The organism is Marinomonas sargassi, from assembly GCF_025716875.1.
Lineage (GTDB): Bacteria > Pseudomonadota > Gammaproteobacteria > Pseudomonadales > Marinomonadaceae > Marinomonas > Marinomonas sargassi.
Genome location: NZ_JAOVZB010000007.1, coordinates 12,390 through 30,689 on the forward strand (window position 1 = coordinate 12,390; position 18,300 = coordinate 30,689).

Annotated in this window: 14 protein-coding genes; 9 read left to right on the plus strand and 5 right to left on the minus strand. The window is 43.8% G+C overall.

Features of this window, described 5'->3' with window-relative positions; all coding sequences use genetic code 11:
• The first annotated feature begins 2 nt into the window (after positions 1-2).
• Genes OFY17_RS13885 through OFY17_RS13915 form a run of 7 tightly spaced genes read left to right on the plus strand, consistent with a single transcriptional unit; the run spans position 3 to position 8,238 of the window.
• A complete protein-coding gene (locus tag OFY17_RS13885; RefSeq protein ID WP_263531339.1) occupies positions 3-326 on the plus strand; it encodes an urease subunit beta in 324 nt (107 codons plus the stop codon).
• Positions 323-2,044 (plus strand): urease subunit alpha, encoded by a 1,722-nt coding sequence (gene ureC, locus OFY17_RS13890; RefSeq protein ID WP_263531340.1) that lies wholly within the window; start codon positions 323-325, stop codon positions 2,042-2,044. Before OFY17_RS13885 ends, ureC begins: the two co-directional genes overlap by 4 nt.
• Positions 2,045-2,062: 18 nt before the next feature.
• Complete coding sequence (gene ureE / locus OFY17_RS13895) at positions 2,063-2,506, plus strand: urease accessory protein UreE (RefSeq protein WP_263531341.1); 444 nt, start codon at positions 2,063-2,065, stop codon at positions 2,504-2,506.
• Positions 2,487-3,164 carry an urease accessory protein UreF gene (locus tag OFY17_RS13900; protein WP_263531342.1) on the plus strand — a complete coding sequence of 226 codons (678 nt, stop codon included), beginning with the start codon at positions 2,487-2,489 and terminating at the stop codon, positions 3,162-3,164. The genes ureE and OFY17_RS13900 overlap by 20 nt, the downstream gene beginning before the upstream one ends.
• A 33-nt stretch (positions 3,165-3,197) precedes the next feature.
• The gene (ureG, locus tag OFY17_RS13905; RefSeq protein WP_263531343.1) at positions 3,198-3,845 is read left to right on the plus strand and encodes an urease accessory protein UreG; all 648 of its coding nucleotides are present in this window, start codon (positions 3,198-3,200) and stop codon (positions 3,843-3,845) included.
• Positions 3,846-3,892: 47 nt separating this feature from the next.
• On the plus strand, positions 3,893-7,327 hold the full coding sequence (locus tag OFY17_RS13910; RefSeq protein WP_263531344.1) for an ATP-binding protein: 3,435 nt from the start codon (positions 3,893-3,895) through the stop codon (positions 7,325-7,327).
• A 2-nt stretch (positions 7,328-7,329) separates the two neighbouring features.
• Complete coding sequence (locus OFY17_RS13915) at positions 7,330-8,238, plus strand: response regulator transcription factor (RefSeq protein WP_263531345.1); 909 nt, start codon at positions 7,330-7,332, stop codon at positions 8,236-8,238.
• An 8-nt stretch (positions 8,239-8,246) separates the two neighbouring features.
• Here the strand turns inward: OFY17_RS13915 and OFY17_RS13920 are convergent, their stop codons facing one another.
• The 5 genes from OFY17_RS13920 to rpiA form a co-directional block, all read right to left on the minus strand.
• On the minus strand, positions 8,247-8,963 hold the full coding sequence (locus tag OFY17_RS13920) for a 1-acylglycerol-3-phosphate O-acyltransferase (RefSeq protein WP_263531346.1): 717 nt from the start codon (positions 8,961-8,963) through the stop codon (positions 8,247-8,249).
• 18 nt (positions 8,964-8,981) lie between these two features.
• Entirely contained in the window at positions 8,982-11,318 is a 2,337-nt protein-coding gene (locus tag OFY17_RS13925) for a bifunctional diguanylate cyclase/phosphodiesterase (protein ID WP_263531347.1), read from the minus strand.
• 344 nt (positions 11,319-11,662) lie between these two features.
• The gene (rlmF, locus tag OFY17_RS13930; protein WP_263531348.1) at positions 11,663-12,646 is read right to left on the minus strand and encodes a 23S rRNA (adenine(1618)-N(6))-methyltransferase RlmF; all 984 of its coding nucleotides are present in this window, start codon (positions 12,644-12,646) and stop codon (positions 11,663-11,665) included.
• Between the two features lie 143 nt (positions 12,647-12,789).
• Positions 12,790-13,749, minus strand: a complete 960-nt coding sequence (locus OFY17_RS13935; protein WP_263531349.1) for a class 1 fructose-bisphosphatase — start codon at positions 13,747-13,749, stop codon at positions 12,790-12,792.
• Positions 13,750-13,861: 112 nt separating this feature from the next.
• A complete protein-coding gene (gene rpiA / locus OFY17_RS13940) occupies positions 13,862-14,536 on the minus strand; it encodes a ribose-5-phosphate isomerase RpiA (protein ID WP_263531350.1) in 675 nt (224 codons plus the stop codon).
• 286 nt (positions 14,537-14,822) lie between these two features.
• On the opposite strand from rpiA, the gene ilvA reads away from it, so the two are divergent.
• Together ilvA and argS are read left to right on the plus strand one after the other, a co-directional pair.
• A complete protein-coding gene (gene ilvA / locus OFY17_RS13945; RefSeq protein WP_263531351.1) occupies positions 14,823-16,328 on the plus strand; it encodes a threonine ammonia-lyase, biosynthetic in 1,506 nt (501 codons plus the stop codon).
• A 139-nt stretch (positions 16,329-16,467) separates the two neighbouring features.
• Positions 16,468-18,201, plus strand: a complete 1,734-nt coding sequence (gene argS / locus OFY17_RS13950; protein ID WP_263531352.1) for an arginine--tRNA ligase — start codon at positions 16,468-16,470, stop codon at positions 18,199-18,201.
• The last annotated feature ends 99 nt before the right edge of the window (positions 18,202-18,300 follow it).

The following is an 18,300-nucleotide window of genomic DNA, read 5'->3' on the forward strand; positions in this document are numbered from 1 at the left end:
CCATGATTCCAGGTGAAATACAGGTTGCCCAAGGTGAGATAGAACTCAATGCAGGCCGCAAGAGAGTTAAGGTTCGTGTCGAAAATACAGGTGATCGTCCTGTGCAAATTGGCTCTCACTATCACTTTTACGAAGTCAATCCAGCTCTCATTTTTGACCGTGAATTGACGAAAGGTTTCCGTCTTAATATCGCCTCAGGAACCGCCGTGCGCTTTGAACCCGGTCAAGGTCGTGAAGTTGAACTAGTCGAATATGCAGGCAGTAAAACGGTTTATGGTTTCCGTGCAGAAGTGATGGGAAGCCTTGCAAAGGAGGATTCCAAATGAGCACACAAGATAAGACAAGCATGGACAGACAAAGCTATGCACAAATGTTTGGACCAACAACGGGTGACCGTGTTCGTTTAGGGGATACCGACTTATGGATTCAAGTGGAAAAAGACTTCACGGTATACGGTGACGAAGTAAAGTTTGGTGGCGGTAAGGTTATTCGTGATGGTATGGGACAAAGCCAAGTAACAAATGATATCGCCGTCGATCTAGTCATCACGAACGCATTGGTTCTAGATCACTGGGGAATAGTGAAAGGCGATGTGGGCGTGAAAAATGGCCGCATTTTCAAGGTAGGTAAAGCGGGTAATCCAGACGTTCAAGATAATGTTGATATCGTGGTTGGACCTGGAACCGAAGTAATTGCGGGAGAAGGCTCAATCTTAACTGCAGGGGGCATTGATGCACACATACATTTCATTTGCCCACAACAAATAGAGGAAGCACTTACTTCGGGTGTAACCACCATGATTGGTGGTGGTACAGGCCCTGCAACAGGAACTAAAGCCACCACTTGTACACCGGGTCCTTGGTATCTTGGCAAAATGTTACAAGCGACAGACAGCTTACCGATGAACCTAGGTTTTCTAGGAAAGGGTAATGCCAGCTTGCCAGAAGCCCTTGAAGAGCAGCTTGAAGCCGGTGCTTGTGGATTAAAACTTCATGAAGACTGGGGCACAACTCCCGCTTCCATTGATTGCTGCTTATCTGTGGCAGAAGCTTATGACGTTCAGGTTGCTATCCATACAGATACCTTGAACGAATCAGGCTTTGTAGACAGCACCTTAGATGCCTTTAAAGATCGAGTAATTCACACTTATCACACAGAAGGTGCTGGTGGTGGTCACGCGCCAGACATTATTCGTGCTGCAGGCTTTTCGAACGTGTTACCATCTTCAACCAACCCTACCAGACCTTACACCCACAACACAGTGGATGAGCATTTAGACATGCTGATGGTCTGTCACCACCTTGACAGTAATATTGCTGAAGATGTGGCCTTTGCGGATTCGCGGATTCGTAAAGAAACCATTGCCGCCGAGGATATTTTCCATGATCGCGGTGCGTTCTCTATGATCTCGTCAGACTCGCAAGCCATGGGGCGTGTTGGGGAAGTGGTTACCAGAACATGGCAAACTGCCCATAAAATGAAGCAACAATTTGGCTTGTTGCCTGAAGATGAAGCTATTGGAGCGGATAACTTTCGAGCTAAGCGCTATATTGCAAAATACACCATAAACCCTGCGATTACCCATGGTGTCAGCCATGAAGTCGGCTCCATTGAAGAAGGCAAATTAGCAGACTTGGTATTATGGAATCCTGCTTTCTTTGCAGTGAAACCTTCTTTGATCATCAAAGGTGGCATGATAGCCAATGCGCCAATGGGTGACCCGAATGCTTCTATTCCGACGCCACAGCCTGTGCATTATCGACCTATGTTTGGCTCCTTTGGTAAAGCAGCTGCGGCCACATCCGTTACCTTTGTTTCAAAGGCCGCGCTTAATAATGGCTTGAAAGAAAGTCTCGGTTTAGAGCGTGACTTAGTGGAGTGTAAAAACACTCGTAGCTTGACGAAGAAAGACATGATTCATAACGACTGGATGCCAGATATCACGGTAGATCCACAAACTTATGAAGTGCGCGCGAATGGTGAGTTATTAACTTGTGAGCCTGCAGAAACCTTACCGCTAGCTCAGTTATATAACTTATTTTAAGAATCTGCGAGGACAGCAATGCTAGATATTTATACTCGCCTTGGAACCCATTGTCATGATGAGGTTTACACCACAGTCACTTTGACCTATGAGCAGCGTGAGCGTGGCCGTTTAAAGCTAACAGGCGAAAACGGTGAAGAAATACGCGTCTTCCTTGAGCGCGGTAAACCCTTATTAGTTGGGGAGTACCTTCGTTCAGAGTGCGCCAAAACCATTCGAGTGGAAGGTGCTGTAGAAGAAGTAGCCCATGCCAGCTGTGATGACTGGGTAGCCTTTTCTAAAGCCTGTTATCACCTTGGCAACCGCCATACGAAAGTGCAAGTGGGTGACCGCTGGTTACGCATTAAAGCGGATCATGTATTGGAAGAGATGCTACATTTACTTGGCCTTGTTGTTACCCATGAAACAGCTGTTTTCAATCCAGAATCAGGGGCTTACAGTCATGGTCATCACAACCACTGATACCGCTCTATTGCGATTATTGCAGCTCAGTAGCGTTAGCTTGCCAGTAGGAGGCTATGCTTTTTCTCAAGGGATGGAGTACGCCATTGAAAAGGCATGGGTGAAAAATAAACAAGACGTGTTTGACTGGACAAAGCTACAGATACAAGAGTCGGTCGCACGAGTCGATTTGCCTATTTTGCGGCTTAGCATGGAAGCCGTTGAAGCCCAAAATAATGACAGACTGTTGGAAATTAATGACCTAGTTTTAGCTTGTCGAGAAACGAAAGAGTTGCGTCTAAATGATACGGCCATGGGGGAAGCCTTATCTCGCCTAATGGCAAGTTTGGGTATTGAAACCCCTTTTGCACGTAACGAAGACACAAGCTTTGTATGTTTGTTTGCGATCGCGACGAAGCACTGGAAGATGAATTTTGATCTAGCTGCATTGGGTTTTACTTGGTCTTGGTTAGAAAACCAGATCGCCGCAGCGACCAAATTAGTGCCATTAGGGCAAACCCAGTCACAAGAATTACTGGGTGAATTACAAGGCTGTATCGATCAAGCCATTGCTTTGTCGTTAACCATAGAAGAAGAAAGAATAGGGGCTGGTTTACCTATGATAGCCATCGCCAGTGCCCAACATGAAACACAATATTCAAGACTGTTTCGTTCATAAAAGAAGCTGTCTCGCTGTATAGAGGAATTGATTATGAGTAAGCCAAAACAAACATTACGAGTCGGTGTCGGCGGTCCTGTTGGATCAGGTAAAACGGCTTTATTACGTTCGCTATGTTCGGCAATGCGCGATTATTACAACATTGCGGTTGTGACCAATGATATTTACACCCAAGAAGACGCTAAGTTTCTTACCGAGCATCAAGCACTAGACGCTGACCGTATTGTCGGTGTTGAAACAGGTGGTTGCCCCCATACCGCCATTCGTGAAGATGCATCTATGAACCTTGCCGCTATTGATCAGCTCTTGGCTCGTCACGGTGACCTAGATGTGGTGTTTGTTGAGTCGGGTGGTGATAACTTAAGTGCGACTTTTAGCCCTGAGCTTTCTGACTTAACCATCTATGTAATTGACGTTTCTGCAGGCGATAAAATTCCACGCAAGGGTGGTCCGGGTATTACTAAGTCTGACCTTTTGATTATTAATAAAACAGACCTAGCACCTCTGGTAGGCGCTTCATTAGAGGTGATGGACCGTGATGCCAGCATGATGCGTGGCGAGCGTCCTTTTGTATTCTCTAACCTTAAGCAAGCACAAGGATTGGATGACATTATCCAGTTCATTGTTTCTGAAGGCATGTTAGAAGCTAAGGAATTACCGACGGCGAAAGCGGTTGTGTAATGGAAAGTGAGTTAATGTTTTTAGTGGAATAACCTAAGCGAGTTGTCATGTCGGCTACCCAAAAAATCTTTAAAGTGAGACGCCACTATAATAAGTGGGTAGCTGACCAAACCATGGAGGATTACGCTCTCCGCTATACCTCGAAGCAAAGTCGTACCATGAGCATAGAGCGCATTGGTCATACTGCGCTTGGGGCTGCGGCTTTTCTTGCCCTTGAAGGCTTAGCTGCCGTGATTACCCTAGGTTATGGTTTTACCAATGCCATTGCCGCTATTCTCACTGTGTTGGCTCTTTTCTTTGTAACTGGATTCCCGATAGCCTATTACTCCGCGAAGCACGGTTTAGATATAGATCTACTCACCCGAGGGGCTGGCTTTGGCTACCTTGGTTCAACTATTACTTCACTCATATATGCTTCTTTTACCTTTATATTTTTCGCCATAGAAGCGGCTATCTTAGCCTCCGCGATGGAAGTGCTATTAGGTATACCTCTACTGATTGGTTATGCGCTATCTGCGTTCTTTGTGATTCCCATCGTGCTACACGGTATTCGTGCGATTAGTCGCTTTCAAAATATGACCCAATGGGTATGGCTGGTGCTGCAGTTCGCTGCCATTGGCGTTGTAGTAACCCAAGAATACCAAGAGTTTCAGGGCTGGACTGAATACACACCTGCTCATTTGCCTGCCAATACTGGGTTTGATTGGATACTCTTTGGCGCAGCAGCCTCCGTACTTTTTGCCTTGATGGCGCAAATAGGTGAGCAGGTAGATTATCTGAGATTTATGCCGAAAAAGACCCAAGAAAACCGCAGGCGCTGGTGGTTTTGGCTGATTTTAGCAGGCCCCGGTTGGGTGTTTATGGGAGCCATTAAAATGCTCCTAGGGTCTTTTTTAGCCTATTTGGCCATATCCGATGGAGCAACGGACATACAGGCAACCGACCCGACCTATTTATACCAAAGAGTCTTCTTTTTTCTGACCACTTCGCCTGCTACGGCTCTGGTGTTAGCGGCCATTTTTGTGTTTATTTGCCAGATGAAAATCAACCTGACTAATGCTTACGCAGGCTCCATAGCTTGGTCGAACTTCTTTTCCCGTTTAACTCACTCCCACCCCGGTCGAGTGGTGTGGTTGGTGTTTAATGTGACCATAGCGCTGTTACTGATGGAGCTGGGAATTTATCAAGCACTTGGGGCGATACTGAGTGTGTTTGCGATCAGTGCCGTGAGTTGGCTTGGCAGCTTGTCCGCTGACTTATTGATCAATAAACCCCTTGGTTTAAGCCCTAATTATGTAGAGTTTAAACGGGCTCACCTTTATGACATTAACCCCGTTGGTACGGGCTCCATGGTTATTGCCACGACACTGGGGTTGGTCAGTTATCTCGGTGTATTTGGCGAAGTTGCGAAGAGTTTATGTCACTTTATTTCGCTTGGTAGCTGTTTCATTTTCGTGCCTATTATTGCTTGGGCAACTAAGGGTAAATACTACATCGCGCGTCAAAGCCCAGAGTTATTACCTCTTATTGAAATTGAGCAGCAGAAACAGAAAAACTTCACCACGTTAACCTGTGGAATTTGTCAAAACTCATTTGAAGTGGAGGACATGAGCTTTTGTTCTGCGTATATGCAGCCTATTTGTTCTTTATGCTGTTCTTTAGATGCGCGATGTCTAGACAGTTGTAAACCACAGGCCAGCATAAGCCAGCAGAGTGACTACTTCTTTAAGCTGTTTTTACCGAAACGTATCGTTCGCTTATTGAATTCTCGATTTGGTCGCTTTCTTTCATTGCTGACAGTCATCAATATCGCCAATGCCGCTCTTATGATGTTGATCTATAAACAAATGGCACCGAGTACGGCAGGAGAAGTTGAGATACTGTCTGATACATTACTGGCGTTGTTTTTTATCTTGCTGATTGTGTCAGGTGTCTTATCTTGGTTATTTTTGTTGGCCCATGAAAGTCGATTCTCAGCCCAGAAAGAGTCGAATCGACAAACACGTAAACTGGTACGGGAGATAGATGCCCACCAAGAAACCGACCGAGCCCTACAAGACGCGAAAGAGCAAGCTGAGCAAGCAAACGAGGCGAAAAGTCGTTATCTCACGGGGATTAGTCATGAACTGCGTACTCCGCTGCAATCTATCATTGGCTATGCACAATTACTTTCAGAGAAGGAAAGTACGCCATCGGGTCACCATAATGGCTTAGAAATCATCCATCGTAGTGGCATGTATTTAGCTAATCTGATTGAAGGTCTTTTGGATATTTCTAAAATTGAAGCAGGGCGCTTTGATTTGTATCGAAATACGGTGGATCTACCGAAACTAATCGATCAGCTAAACAGCATGTTCGCAATGCAAGCCACATCAAAAGGCATTCAATTTAAAACTCAGATTAATGCGCCATTACCCCAGTATGTTGTAACGGATGAAAAACGCCTACGACAGATTCTGATTAACTTATTGTCAAACGCGGTGAAATACACGCCTTCAGGATCGGTGTTGTTTGAAGTGAATTACCGCAACCAAGTGGCAGATTTTGTGATTCGTGACACGGGCGTCGGTATCAAAAAAGAGCATTTAGAACGCATTTTTGACCCTTTTGAGCGAGTTCGAGACATCAGTACGGGGAACTTACCGGGTACAGGTTTAGGTCTAACAATCGTGAAACTGTTGTCTGAGATAATGGGGGGAGACCTGCAAGCAAAATCACAGGAAGGTGAGGGCAGTGAATTTAGGGTAAATCTGATGTTACCTTGGGTCAGTGAAGGAGAGTCTTCTTTAGCCGAGCCCCAGCGTATTGTCAGCTATAGCGGTTACCAGCGGACACTCATGGTAGTCGATGATGATCCTGTTGTTAGGGGGCTGCTGTCAGATATTCTTGCTCCACTTGGTTTTACCGTTTTGGAAGCCAGTAATGCTCAAGCTTGTTTAGATCAGCTGAACTCCTGTTCTCCAGACTTGTTTGTACTGGATGTCTCTATGCCGGGCATGAGTGGTTTAGACTTGGCAAAAGTCATACGTGATTCTGGCTCGACTATACCTATTATTATGTTGTCAGCCGATGCTCAAGAGAACAAGCGAGAGCCTGAAGAACAAGCTGTATTTGATGAATACCTAGTGAAGCCAGTGGATAACAGTGTGTTGTTAGAAGTAATAGGGAACCGATTGAATCTTGAGTGGGATTATCAAGAGTTAGATGGTAATGCATTCCCTCAGGCATCTATACCTCATGACGAAGGGTTAACAGAGGGTGATGTTCTTAGCCCTATTCCTGATCATGAAATGATTCGGGAACTTATGGCGTTTGCAGAAATGGGTTATAAAAAAGGAGTGCATGGTATATTAGAGCAGCTCAGTCAAACTGAGGTCATAGCCCAAGAGCATTATTTACAGTTAGATACTTTATATCAGAGCTTTCAGTTTGATGGCATTGTTCAATACATCAAACAACATACTAATAGCGTGGAACTTTGAAAATGAAACCGACCAATAAAAGCGACATAGTCTTAGTGGTTGATGATTCACCAGATGCGTTGAGTTTGATACACGATACTCTTGAAGCAGCTAATATGGATGTTCTCGTTGCATTAGAAGGAAAGCAAGCGCTTACTATCGCAAAGCGTATTCGCCCAGATATCATATTGTTAGATGCCATCATGCCGAATATGGATGGCTTTGAAACATGCCAGCAATTAAAGTCAGATCCGAGTTTGTCTTCTATTCCTGTGATCTTTATGACAGGACTAAGTGATACCACAGACATAGTGCGAGGTTTGGAAGCTGGTGGCGTAGATTATTTAACTAAGCCTATCCAACCCAATGAATTAATTGCGCGTATGAAGGTGCACCTGACGAATGCTCGACTAAGTAATAATGCACAATCGGCTTTGGACCATATGGGGCAGCATTTGATGACCTGCACTTATAATGGCGACATTGCTTGGGCAACCCCACAAACCTACGCTTTGCTCGCTAAGGCAAAGGTGAGTCAAGAGTGGCAAAGTCATCAACTCGCTCAACAAATTCGTCTGTGGTTGGCCCATGATCCAGAAACAGGTAATAGCCTAAAGCTTGAAGGCTTAGAGTATCCGTTAGCGGTTAAAATGATGGGGCCGACTGAGCAAAAGGAAATTTTGCTTAAGCTGGAAGATGGTAATAAACCAACGGGTCCTAGCTTATTGAAAATTGAGCTGAATTTAACAGATAGAGAATCAGAAGTTTTACACTGGATTGCCAATGGTAAAACCAACCGTGAAATTGCAGAGATCCTAGAAATGAGCCCTAGAACCGTGAACAAACACCTAGAGCAAATATTTCCAAAGCTAGGGGTCGAAAACCGTACTTCGGCAGCTGGTGTTGCTTTACGAGTGCTTAACGCAGATTAAAAACGTTTCTATTTACCCAGTTCTTTATCTAGGCGTGCCTGTGTGGCGTGCATTTGTTCTTCGCAATAGGACAGTAATTCAGAGATATTGTGATCATCAAATGATGATGTATCGATTGGCTCCAACATTTCTACAATCACCTTTCCATTGTTCCAACGGTTCAAGTTTACTTGCTGGTGGGTGCTGCTACAGACAATGGGCACAATCGGCACACCTGCTTGCACAGCAGCATGAAAGGCGCCGCGTTTAAAGGGTAACCAACCTCTGCCACGGCTGCGCGTACCTTCAGGGAACATAAGAATCGAGGTTTGATTTTTCTTCATACTAGCCACAACTTGATCAATAGTAGCGATGGCTTTTTTCGAGTTATTACGGTTAATAATAATATTGCCGCTGGCCCAATAGAGTAGGCCGAAAAAGGGAATGAATAGTAAAGTGGATTTGCCAATCGCCACCATTCTCTTAGGTAGCACCTTTGCTATTGTAAATAGATCAAAGTTATTTTGATGGTTGGCAATATAGACAGCTTGGGGGCTGTGGGCAGCCGCAGGTGCTATTCTGCTTTCTACCTGTAAACCAAAGCAAGGGGCGACAGCAGAAAAGACCTTAGCAATATAGTAAACGCGGTTTTTTGACCATAGAGTGAGTAAACATAAAATAAAGCCAAAAAAGGTAACGCAGACCACCAATAATGAAAGTAATAAAAGTCTGATGAATAGAAGCATTGCTGTATTTTGAACCTATTAATCTTCAGTACTATGAGCCGTATTGTGAAAATCTTCACGCCACTGGAAAAACTCATCGGCTACCAAAGGCTTAGAGAAGACATATCCTTGTACTTTCTCACATTTATATTTCTCAAGTAAACTCACACCAGCGGTATTTTCAGCGCCTTCAGCGGTCACTTGGAAGCCTAATGCATGGGAAAGGTCGATGGATGCTTTGGCAATAAATTCGTCGCATTTGTTGGTATCCATAAACTGGATAAAAGCGCGGTCAATTTTTACTTCGTTGACAGGCAAATCATGCAGATAGGCAAGAGAGGACTGCCCTGTACCAAAGTCATCGATGGCAAGATGAACGCCCATTTCGCGAAGTGATTGTAAGATAGCGATCACTTTCTCTCTGTCTTTCATCACCGCACTTTCCGTTACTTCTAGTGCCAGTGCTTGAGGGGGTAAGTTGTTAGCTTCTAAAGCTTGTTCCACCATTTTTGGTAGCTCATCATCCAGTAAGTCATGAGTAGACAAGTTAATCGCGACCCGTATCTGATGGCCCTGAGCCCACCATTGACTGAGTTGCTCTAATACCGAGTTTAATATCCATTTGGTGAGTTCTTGTATGTTACCAGCGTGCTCTAATAGGGTAATAAACTCATCGGGAGGTAGGAAACCAAGGTCTGGATGTATCCAACGAATAAGGGCTTCTGCTTCGTGGCAGTCTTTATTTTTTAGGCCGACTTTTGGTTGATAAACCACAAACAGCTGATTGCTTGCTAAGGCCTCACTTAAGTCTCGAATAATAGTGAGCTGGCGTTGATGGTCTTCATCTTGTCCCTGTTCATAAAACTCGCATAAGCCTGTTTCTGCTCTTGCCTTGTCTGAAATGATATCTAGTCTTCTCAGAGCCGTATTAACGTTATTGGTGGCATGTACAAAAGGTAATACCGCGATACTGACATCAAGTCGCATGCAAGATGAGACCCCCGAAGCACTTTCTGTTTCAAATTCTGGATTGAATAGAGATTTAATGCTTTCGCAATCTTGAAGTGAAATGTCTTGTTCAAGGATGAGTAAGAATTTATCAGAATTTAATCGCGCCAACATATGAACATCTTGGCTCCAGTTGCTGAGCCTCTCAGCTACCTTAGAAAGCAACAAATTGCCAATATCTACACCGAGCATATTATTGAGGTTTTTAAAGTGCCTAATGTTGACGAGTATCATACCGCCTTGTGTTTTGGGTAATACTTCAGCTAAGTGTAGTTCTACAGCACTCTGGTTATACAAGCCCGTTAAGGTGTCATGGGAGGCTCGATAAGTTAGTTCTTTTTCTCGGCTGATAATAGCCGTTTTCATCTGTTCCATGGTTTTCGAAAGAACACCAAATTCCCCTGTCATCTTAGGGGCTTCTAATTTCGACTTATTGATGCTTTGACCTATTTGGCTGGCATAATTGACTAATCGATTAATAGGCTTAGTCATGTTCCTTGCAAAGATTAACCCCAATAAAATAGCCAGTGTTAAAGTGCCAGAAAAGACGAGTAATAGTTGGTTTCGCGTGTCTTTATAACTTTCAAGCCAAGGGCCATAAGGTAAGTTGATGACTCCCCAATGGTTAGGCAACTTAAGGTCGACGCCTAAAGATAAGTATTCTTCGTTGTCAGAGAAAACAGGTGTTTTAAGAATAGTGGCAATATCCCCTAAGCTTTTTAGCAGTAAATTCTTATCCGCTTCGGGTAAAGTCGATTGGCCACTAAACTCCTCTGTATTTGTGGTGTTGTAAATGAAACTGATATCCAAGCCTGCAACGCTTTTGATTTCTTCTGCGAGTGCCTTATCGAGCACAAAAGCCATGCCTACCCAAGCTACCACATTAGGTGCTTTGACTGGCACTAGTACTAATTGATAAGCATTTGGTCCATAGGATGTTTTTGTACTGATGGAAGCGTTGCCTGAGCGACGTGCCGCTTGTAGTAGATTTGCGGTAGTTTCGTCTAGTTCAAAGTCTCGGGTGGCGGTTATTATCTCACCTGTTGGAGTGACTAGTAGCGAAAAGTCGGCATGAATTCGAGTACTATTATTTTCGAGAGCAGAACGGAGTGTTTGCGTTTCTCTGGTAGCAACGGCCTGCCTAAAACCGAAGTCAGAGGCGAGAATCTCCACTCCTTGAATAAGCTGCTCAGCCCGAGAGGCTAGAAATAGATCAAACACATTCCGAGATACATCAATGGCAGCAATCCCTTGGCGGTAATTTTCTTTTTTAAGGGAAGATAGAACAGCGAATGCCGTTCCGAGTTGAATTAAGGCCAATAATGCTAAGACGAAAACTATCAATCGTGTTTGAAAACTTTTAAACACTATTAAACCTCTATAATTAATCCAAACTTAATCTATCGTGTTTCATAAAAAGGCAAAAAATGCCATTAGGTAAAATTTTATGAATCCATCACACTGTTTAAATCATATTAGATGAGTTGTTTACGATAATGAACAAAATATCGCAATAAAAAACATTTTATAGCTAGGGAAGGTGCGCATAAGCCTTCTGAGTTTTCTGAAAGAGGTAAAGAGCGTGGTCTAAACTCTTTTTATTCTTTAATTACGCTTCTTGCCAAAGTGTTTAATGTTGAACGGCGAAACTCGCCTCAAATCATAAAGCGTTATCCACACGCTGAAGCCAGTGGGTTTGTTTGTACCTTATCCTAACTCTGCCAATAATAACCCTTCCAGTAATCTATCTGGCTATCATCTAGAAAACTCCATGCAACAAAGCGACTGATTTTTTGACCTTGAGCCATGGAGACTGTTTTTACTTGCTTAGCGCCAATATCCTTTAATGCTTTATAAATTTTGTCTAAATTTTCTTGTCTAGAAACCAAAGAAGTAAACCAGAAGCATTGGTTTGCATACTGTTCACTTTCTTTCACCATACGGCAGATGAACCCAGTTTCACCTCCTTCACACCATAGTTCAGCAGCTGAGCCACCGAAATTTAATTTGGGAGGGGAGGATTGATTCTGTTTAGCTTTCACACCACGCCATTTACGGGATGATTCACTCTGCATGGCGGCTTCACTAGTATGGAAAGGGGGGTTACATAAGGTAATGTCGAAGCGGTCTTTTTCTTTCCAGATACCATCAAATACTTTGTTTTGATTAGTTTGTAGGCGAGTTTCGATGGCGCCTTTTAAACTGCTGTTAGATTTTATTATGGTGTCGCATGTGGCTATGGCAACAGGGTTCACATCAGAACCGACAAACTGCCAACTATATTCTTGATGCCCAATAATGGGGTAGACACAATTTGCACCAACGCCAATATCTAACACCTTAATGCCTTTACCGCGGGGAATATTACCTCCATTACTGTCAGCCAGTAGATCAGCCAAATAGTGAATGTAATCGGCACGACCGGGAATAGGAGGGCAAAGAAAGCCGCTTGGGATATCCCAAAAAGCGACACCATAGAAATGGTTCAGTAAGGCTCTATTAAGCGCTTTGACTGCATCAGGGTTAGAGAAATCAATGGAATTATTGCCATATTGATTAAGCTTGATGTAGTTAGCAAGATCAGGACATGAATCGGCCAGCAAATCAAAGTCGTAACGCTTGTTATGCGGATTACGAGGATGAAGTTCTAGCTTGTTGGTGCGTTTACCTTGCGTCTTCTTATGTTTAGAAATCACATGCGTTCCACTTAATTAAGTCAAGTCGTCAGTATAACTGAAATGATTCCTGTTAAGTAAAACTCGCGGCAATCAAATAGTGAATAATAAAAAGGCCTCATATTGAGGCCTTTTGCTGAAAGTAGTTTTATTTTCTAAGCCTGTTAATAACTTAGGCACTTATCCACTTCGTTTGCTGCACCTAAAATAACAGCGACGCGTTGGTGGATCGCTTCTGGCTGAATATCGAGTATACGTTGCGTGTGGGTATGTGCTTTGCCGCCTGCTTGCTCAAGCAGCATAGCCATTGGGTTTGCTTCATACATCAAACGCAATTTGCCAGCTTTAGATGGATCTTTGTTATCCCATGGGTAAATGAAGATGCCGCCACGACATAAAATGCGGTGTACATCGCCAACCATTGCGGCAACCCAGCGCATGTTAAAGTTCTTTTCACGGGGGCCTTCAGAGCCTTGAACTAAATCATTCACATAGTTTTGCATATTGTCTGACCAGAAACGCTGATTAGACATGTTAATGGCAAACTCTTGTGTCTCTTGGCTTACTTTCACTTGTTCATGGGTCAGCGTGAAGACTTTTTTCGTTGGGTCATAAGTGAACATATTTACACCTTCCCCTGTGGTTAAAACTAACATAGTAGAAGGACCATACAGGACATAACCTGCAGCTACTTGCTCTTTACCTGGAATAAGGAAGTCTTCTTCAACGGCAGGGCTGTCACCAGTCTGACGATAAATAGAGAAGATGGTACCCACCATGGCATTGATATCAATATTAGAGGAACCGTCCAGAGGGTCGAAAGCGATAAAGTATTCACCTGATGTATTGGCAGGCACTATGTAGTCTTCTTCTTCTGATGCAATGGCGCGTACTGCTGGGCATGCTGATAAGGCGTCTTTGAGCATATCATTGGAAATGACATCAAGCTTCTTCTGCTCTTCACCTTGTACGTTCTCATTGCCTGCCATGCCTAGAATGCCGGCAAGTGAACCTTGTTTAAGCGCATCAGAGATGGCGATACAGGTGTCCGTTGTCACCGTTAGAACGCTTTGTAAAGTTTCAGGAGTCGAGCTCGATGCTAAAACATCAGTAAGATTCTGCATAGTCAGGCATTTCCTTTGTTTTTGTATGATGAATGAAAGTATGCCACTCAAAAGAGTCAGTGTCAGCCAGTAAGCACTTTCTATCTGAGTGCTTTACTGGCTAGGTCTCACTTTAGTTGTTTTTGAGTGTTTTAACGCCGTCTTTGGTCGCAAGTAGTAATACATCAGCGGGGCGATCTGCAAATAAACCGTTAGTAACGACACCTACGATAGCATTAATGCTTTTCTCTAGAGCGATAGGATCAAGAATACTGAGGTTATAGACATCCAATATATGATTGCCGTTATCCGTTACCACACCTTCGCGGTATACCGGGTCTCCACCAAGCTTGACTAACTCTCGAGCAACGTGACCGCGAGCCATAGGGATGATTTCGACAGGAAGAGGGAAATCACCTAGTACTTTTACTAATTTAGATTCGTCCGCGATACAAACAAATTCATCGCTACAAGCAGCAACAATTTTCTCACGAGTTAATGCTGCTCCGCCGCCCTTGATTAGGTGTAGGTGATCATTTGATTCGTCCGCACCGTCTACATAGACGCGAATACCATCAACACTATTCAAATCATAAACAGGAATGCCGTGCTTTTTTAAACGTTCAGCGGATGCTTCAGAGCTTGCCACTGTGCCATCAAATTTAATTTTATGCTTTGCCAATTCATCAATAAACAAGTTGGCTGTTGAGCCTGTACCAACACCGACAATAGTCTTTTCTTCTAGCATCGGAAGTATGTAATCCACTGCAGCTTCAGCAACGGCTTGTTTAAGTTCATCTTGGGTCATTATTTTATCGCCTACGATTAAGAGTTATGGGCTAGGGTTTGGCAGAGATAACCTTAGCTGTGGTTAGGGTGCTGGCATTATAAATGTTTCGTTCGCCTATTGTTACCCTATCTATAATGGGAAATCGCGATATTTATAGGGTTTTAAACGCTTTTTTGTTGTAATCCACTTTGCTTGTAGAGGGGTGAAAGAGTATATTTCATCTTCTGTTTTTTTTGAGTAAAGACTGTTTTAGAGATTGTCTAAAGCCGCTTTTTTACTCGTTTAAATATGTTTAGGAACTCTAATGCCTCACACCATCATAAAAAAAATTCTACAAGCGCGTGTTTATGACGTTGCAGTAGAAACACCACTGTCTCGTGCTAATCAATTATCCAAACGATTAGACAATGAGATTATTTTGAAGCGAGAAGATTTACAGCCTGTTTTCTCGTTCAAAATTCGTGGGGCATACAACAAAATTAATCAGCTTACAGCTGAAGAAAGAGCGAAAGGCGTGATTGCGGCTTCGGCGGGGAATCATGCTCAAGGCCTCGCGCTAGCGGCTAAAAAAATGGGCATACAAGCGACTATTGTGATGCCTGCGACCACACCAGAAGTAAAAGTGAGTGCAGTACGCAACCACGGAGCAGAGGTTGTTTTATTTGGTGATGCTTTTGATGAAGCATCGGCCAAGTCTCGCGAAATTATGGCCGAGACGGGTCAAGTTTATGTACACCCATTTGATGACCTAGACACGATTGCTGGTCAGGGCACCATAGGTATGGAAATTCTTCGTCAGCATGAAGGGGATATCGATGCGATTTTTGTTCCTGTTGGCGGGGGTGGCCTCATTGCTGGTGTTGCTGCTTATGTGAAGTACTTACGTCCTGACATTAAAGTGATTGGTGTAGAGCCAGAAGATGCGGCGTGTCTAAAAGTCGCCCTAGAAAAAGGCGAACCAACGCGTTTAGCTCAAGTGGGTATTTTTGCGGAAGGGGTGGCAGTAGCTGAAATCGGTGAAAAAACCTTCGCCATTGCGAAAGACACAGTGGATGAAGTGATTACTGTCACCACGGATGAAATGTGTGCTGCGATCAAAGATGTTTACGATGACACTCGAGCTATTACAGAACCAGCCGGTGCATGTGCATTAGCGGGTTTGAAAAAGTATGTTGAGCGCGAAGGTGTGTCTGGACAAACTTTAGTGGCAATAAACAGTGGTGCTAACGTTAACTTTGACCGCTTACGCCATGTTTCCGAGCGTGCAGAGTTGGGTGAAAAACGCGAAGCCATCATTGCTGTGAAAATTCCAGAAACACCGGGTAGCTTTAGACACTTCTGCCAAGCCTTAGAAGGTCGCAGCATTACGGAGTTTAACTATCGATATAGTGATGACAACGAAGCGGTGATTTTTGTGGGTGTTGGCTTAGGTGGAAGCCCCCATAGCCTTGAAGAGCTGTTAGAAGACTTAAAAGAATATGCCATTGTCGACTTAACGGAAGATGAAACCGCCAAAGTTCATGTGCGTCATATGATAGGCGGTCACCTGCGTAGTGATAAAGGTGAGTTGCTATACAGCTTTGAATTCCCTGAACGTCCTGGTGCTTTGTTGAAGTTCCTTAACGCTCTAGGCGGCCAATGGAATATTTCCATGTTCCATTACCGTAACCATGGCGATGCTTATGGCCGAGTTCTGGTTGGTCTGCAAGCGGTAGGTGAAGAAACGGATGTGACACAATATCTCGATGATTTGGGTTATCCATATCAGGACGAAAACAACAATCAAGCTTGCCAGTTGTTCTTTCGCTAAAGACGTTAAAATCGGTTATTATTGACGTCATAATTTTTTTAACATCAACCCTCTGATTGGTTACCTGATCAGAGGGTTGTGTGATTTTGATGTACCACCATTGAGAATGGTACATACATAATTTAAAGGTCTTCTTTTTGTGAATATTCAAACTCTTTTAAATCAACGTATTCAAGCCGCTATGGTTGCAGCTGGTGCGGCAGAATCTGCCCCAGCGATTGTTCGTCAATCAGCTAAAGTGCAATTTGGTGACTACCAAGCCAATGGCATTATGGGCGCAGCTAAAGCGCTAAAAATGAAACCCCGTGACTTTGCTCAGGCAACGTTAGAGAAGTTGGATTTGTCGGATCTTGCAGATAAGGTCGAAATTGCAGGCCCTGGTTTTATTAACATCTTTTTGAAGTCTGACTGGCTGAGCCAACAACTTGCTCAGTTTCGTCAGGATGATCGTCTTGATATCAAAGAAGTTAACGCACCCGAGACGGTTGTGGTGGATTACTCTTCCCCGAACCTTGCCAAAGAAATGCACGTGGGTCATTTACGTTCAACCGTGATCGGTGATGCGGTTGTTCGTACTTTAGAGTTCTTAGGGCATATGGTCGTTCGTCAAAACCATGTGGGTGATTGGGGAACACAATTTGGTATGTTGTTGGCGTATATGGAACGCTTACGTGCCGAATCGACTGAAGTGAGCATGGTGCTATCTGACCTAGAAGTTTTCTACCGCTCTGCAAAAACCTGTTTTGATGAAGATGAAGCATTTGCAGCTCGCGCCCGTGAATTGGTGGTTTCCTTACAGTCAGGAGATGAAGAATGTTTAGCACTATGGGATGAGTTTATTAACGTATCTTTAACCCATTGTGAAGAAACCTACCAAGAGCTGGGTGTTTCTTTAGAGCGTCAGCATGTTATGCCAGAAAGCGCTTACAATGATGACCTACAAAACGTTGTGAACGAGCTGCAAGAGCAAGGCTTATTGCAAGAGTCTAATGGTGCCCAGTGTGTCTTCATGGAAGAGTTTGCCAATAAAGAAGGTGAGATTACCCCTGTTATTGTGCAAAAGACTGGCGGTGGTTTCTTGTACGCAACGACCGATTTAGCGGCGGTACGTTTCCGTCAGCATACATTGAGTGCAGATCGCGTATTGTATTTTGTTGATGCGCGTCAGGCATTGCACTTCCAACAAATCTTCACGCTTTCTCGCAAAGCGGGCTTCGTGAAAGAGAGCACTCAGCTAGAACACATGCCTTTCGGTACTGTGATGGGCAGTGACGGTAAGCCATTCAAAACACGCTCCGGCGGTGTGGCGAAATTATCTGAGTTATTAGACGAGGCAAAAGAGCGTGCTTATCAGCTAGTAGCAGCGAAGAATCCAGAAATGGAAGAAGAAGAGCTGCGTAACATTGGCCGAGTCGTTGGTATTGCTTCGGTGAAATACGCTGATCTTTCTAAGAACCGTACTAGTGATTATGTGTTCAACTGGGACACCATGTTGAGCTTTGAAGGTAACACAGCACCTTACTTGCTATACGCTTATTCCCGTGTTGCCAGCATAGTGAAACGTTCAGGAATGGATGTTAGTGCATTAACCACAGACATTAATCTTCTAGAGCCACAAGAGCGTGCATTAGCTGTAAAACTTTGCCAATTTGAAGAGGCTATTCAGCAAGTAGCCAATGATGGTATGCCGCATTTTTTATGTGCTTACTTGTACGATTTAGCAGGGACATTTATGACCTTCTACGAAGCGTGCCCTATTTTGAATGCTGAAGAAGAAGTGAAAAATAGCCGTCTTCAGTTAGCGGTTAATACCGCTTCTAGCATGAAATTAGGTTTATCCTTATTGGGTATCGAAACTCTAGAGCGTATGTAATGAGTACTGCAGCCTTGATTACAAGCCGTTATTAAAACGAAAGGCGCTTCTCATCAGATAAGCGCCTTTTTTATTACCGTTTAATATAAATGAATCATA

What these genes read in the sequence shown, in the direction of transcription:
- OFY17_RS13920 (WP_263531346.1), bottom strand. Translation starts at nt 8,963, where the DNA reads ATGCTTCTATTCATCAGACTTTTATTACTTTCATTATTGGTGGTCTGC.
- OFY17_RS13885 (WP_263531339.1), top strand. Translation starts at nt 3, where the DNA reads ATGATTCCAGGTGAAATACAGGTTGCCCAAGGTGAGATAGAACTCAAT.
- ureG (WP_263531343.1), top strand. Translation starts at nt 3,198, where the DNA reads ATGAGTAAGCCAAAACAAACATTACGAGTCGGTGTCGGCGGTCCTGTT.
- OFY17_RS13915 (WP_263531345.1), top strand. Translation starts at nt 7,330, where the DNA reads ATGAAACCGACCAATAAAAGCGACATAGTCTTAGTGGTTGATGATTCA.
- OFY17_RS13900 (WP_263531342.1), top strand. Translation starts at nt 2,487, where the DNA reads ATGGTCATCACAACCACTGATACCGCTCTATTGCGATTATTGCAGCTC.
- ilvA (WP_263531351.1), top strand. Translation starts at nt 14,823, where the DNA reads ATGCCTCACACCATCATAAAAAAAATTCTACAAGCGCGTGTTTATGAC.
- rpiA (WP_263531350.1), bottom strand. Translation starts at nt 14,536, where the DNA reads ATGACCCAAGATGAACTTAAACAAGCCGTTGCTGAAGCTGCAGTGGAT.
- OFY17_RS13935 (WP_263531349.1), bottom strand. Translation starts at nt 13,749, where the DNA reads ATGCAGAATCTTACTGATGTTTTAGCATCGAGCTCGACTCCTGAAACT.
- OFY17_RS13910 (WP_263531344.1), top strand. Translation starts at nt 3,893, where the DNA reads ATGTCGGCTACCCAAAAAATCTTTAAAGTGAGACGCCACTATAATAAG.
- ureC (WP_263531340.1), top strand. Translation starts at nt 323, where the DNA reads ATGAGCACACAAGATAAGACAAGCATGGACAGACAAAGCTATGCACAA.
- ureE (WP_263531341.1), top strand. Translation starts at nt 2,063, where the DNA reads ATGCTAGATATTTATACTCGCCTTGGAACCCATTGTCATGATGAGGTT.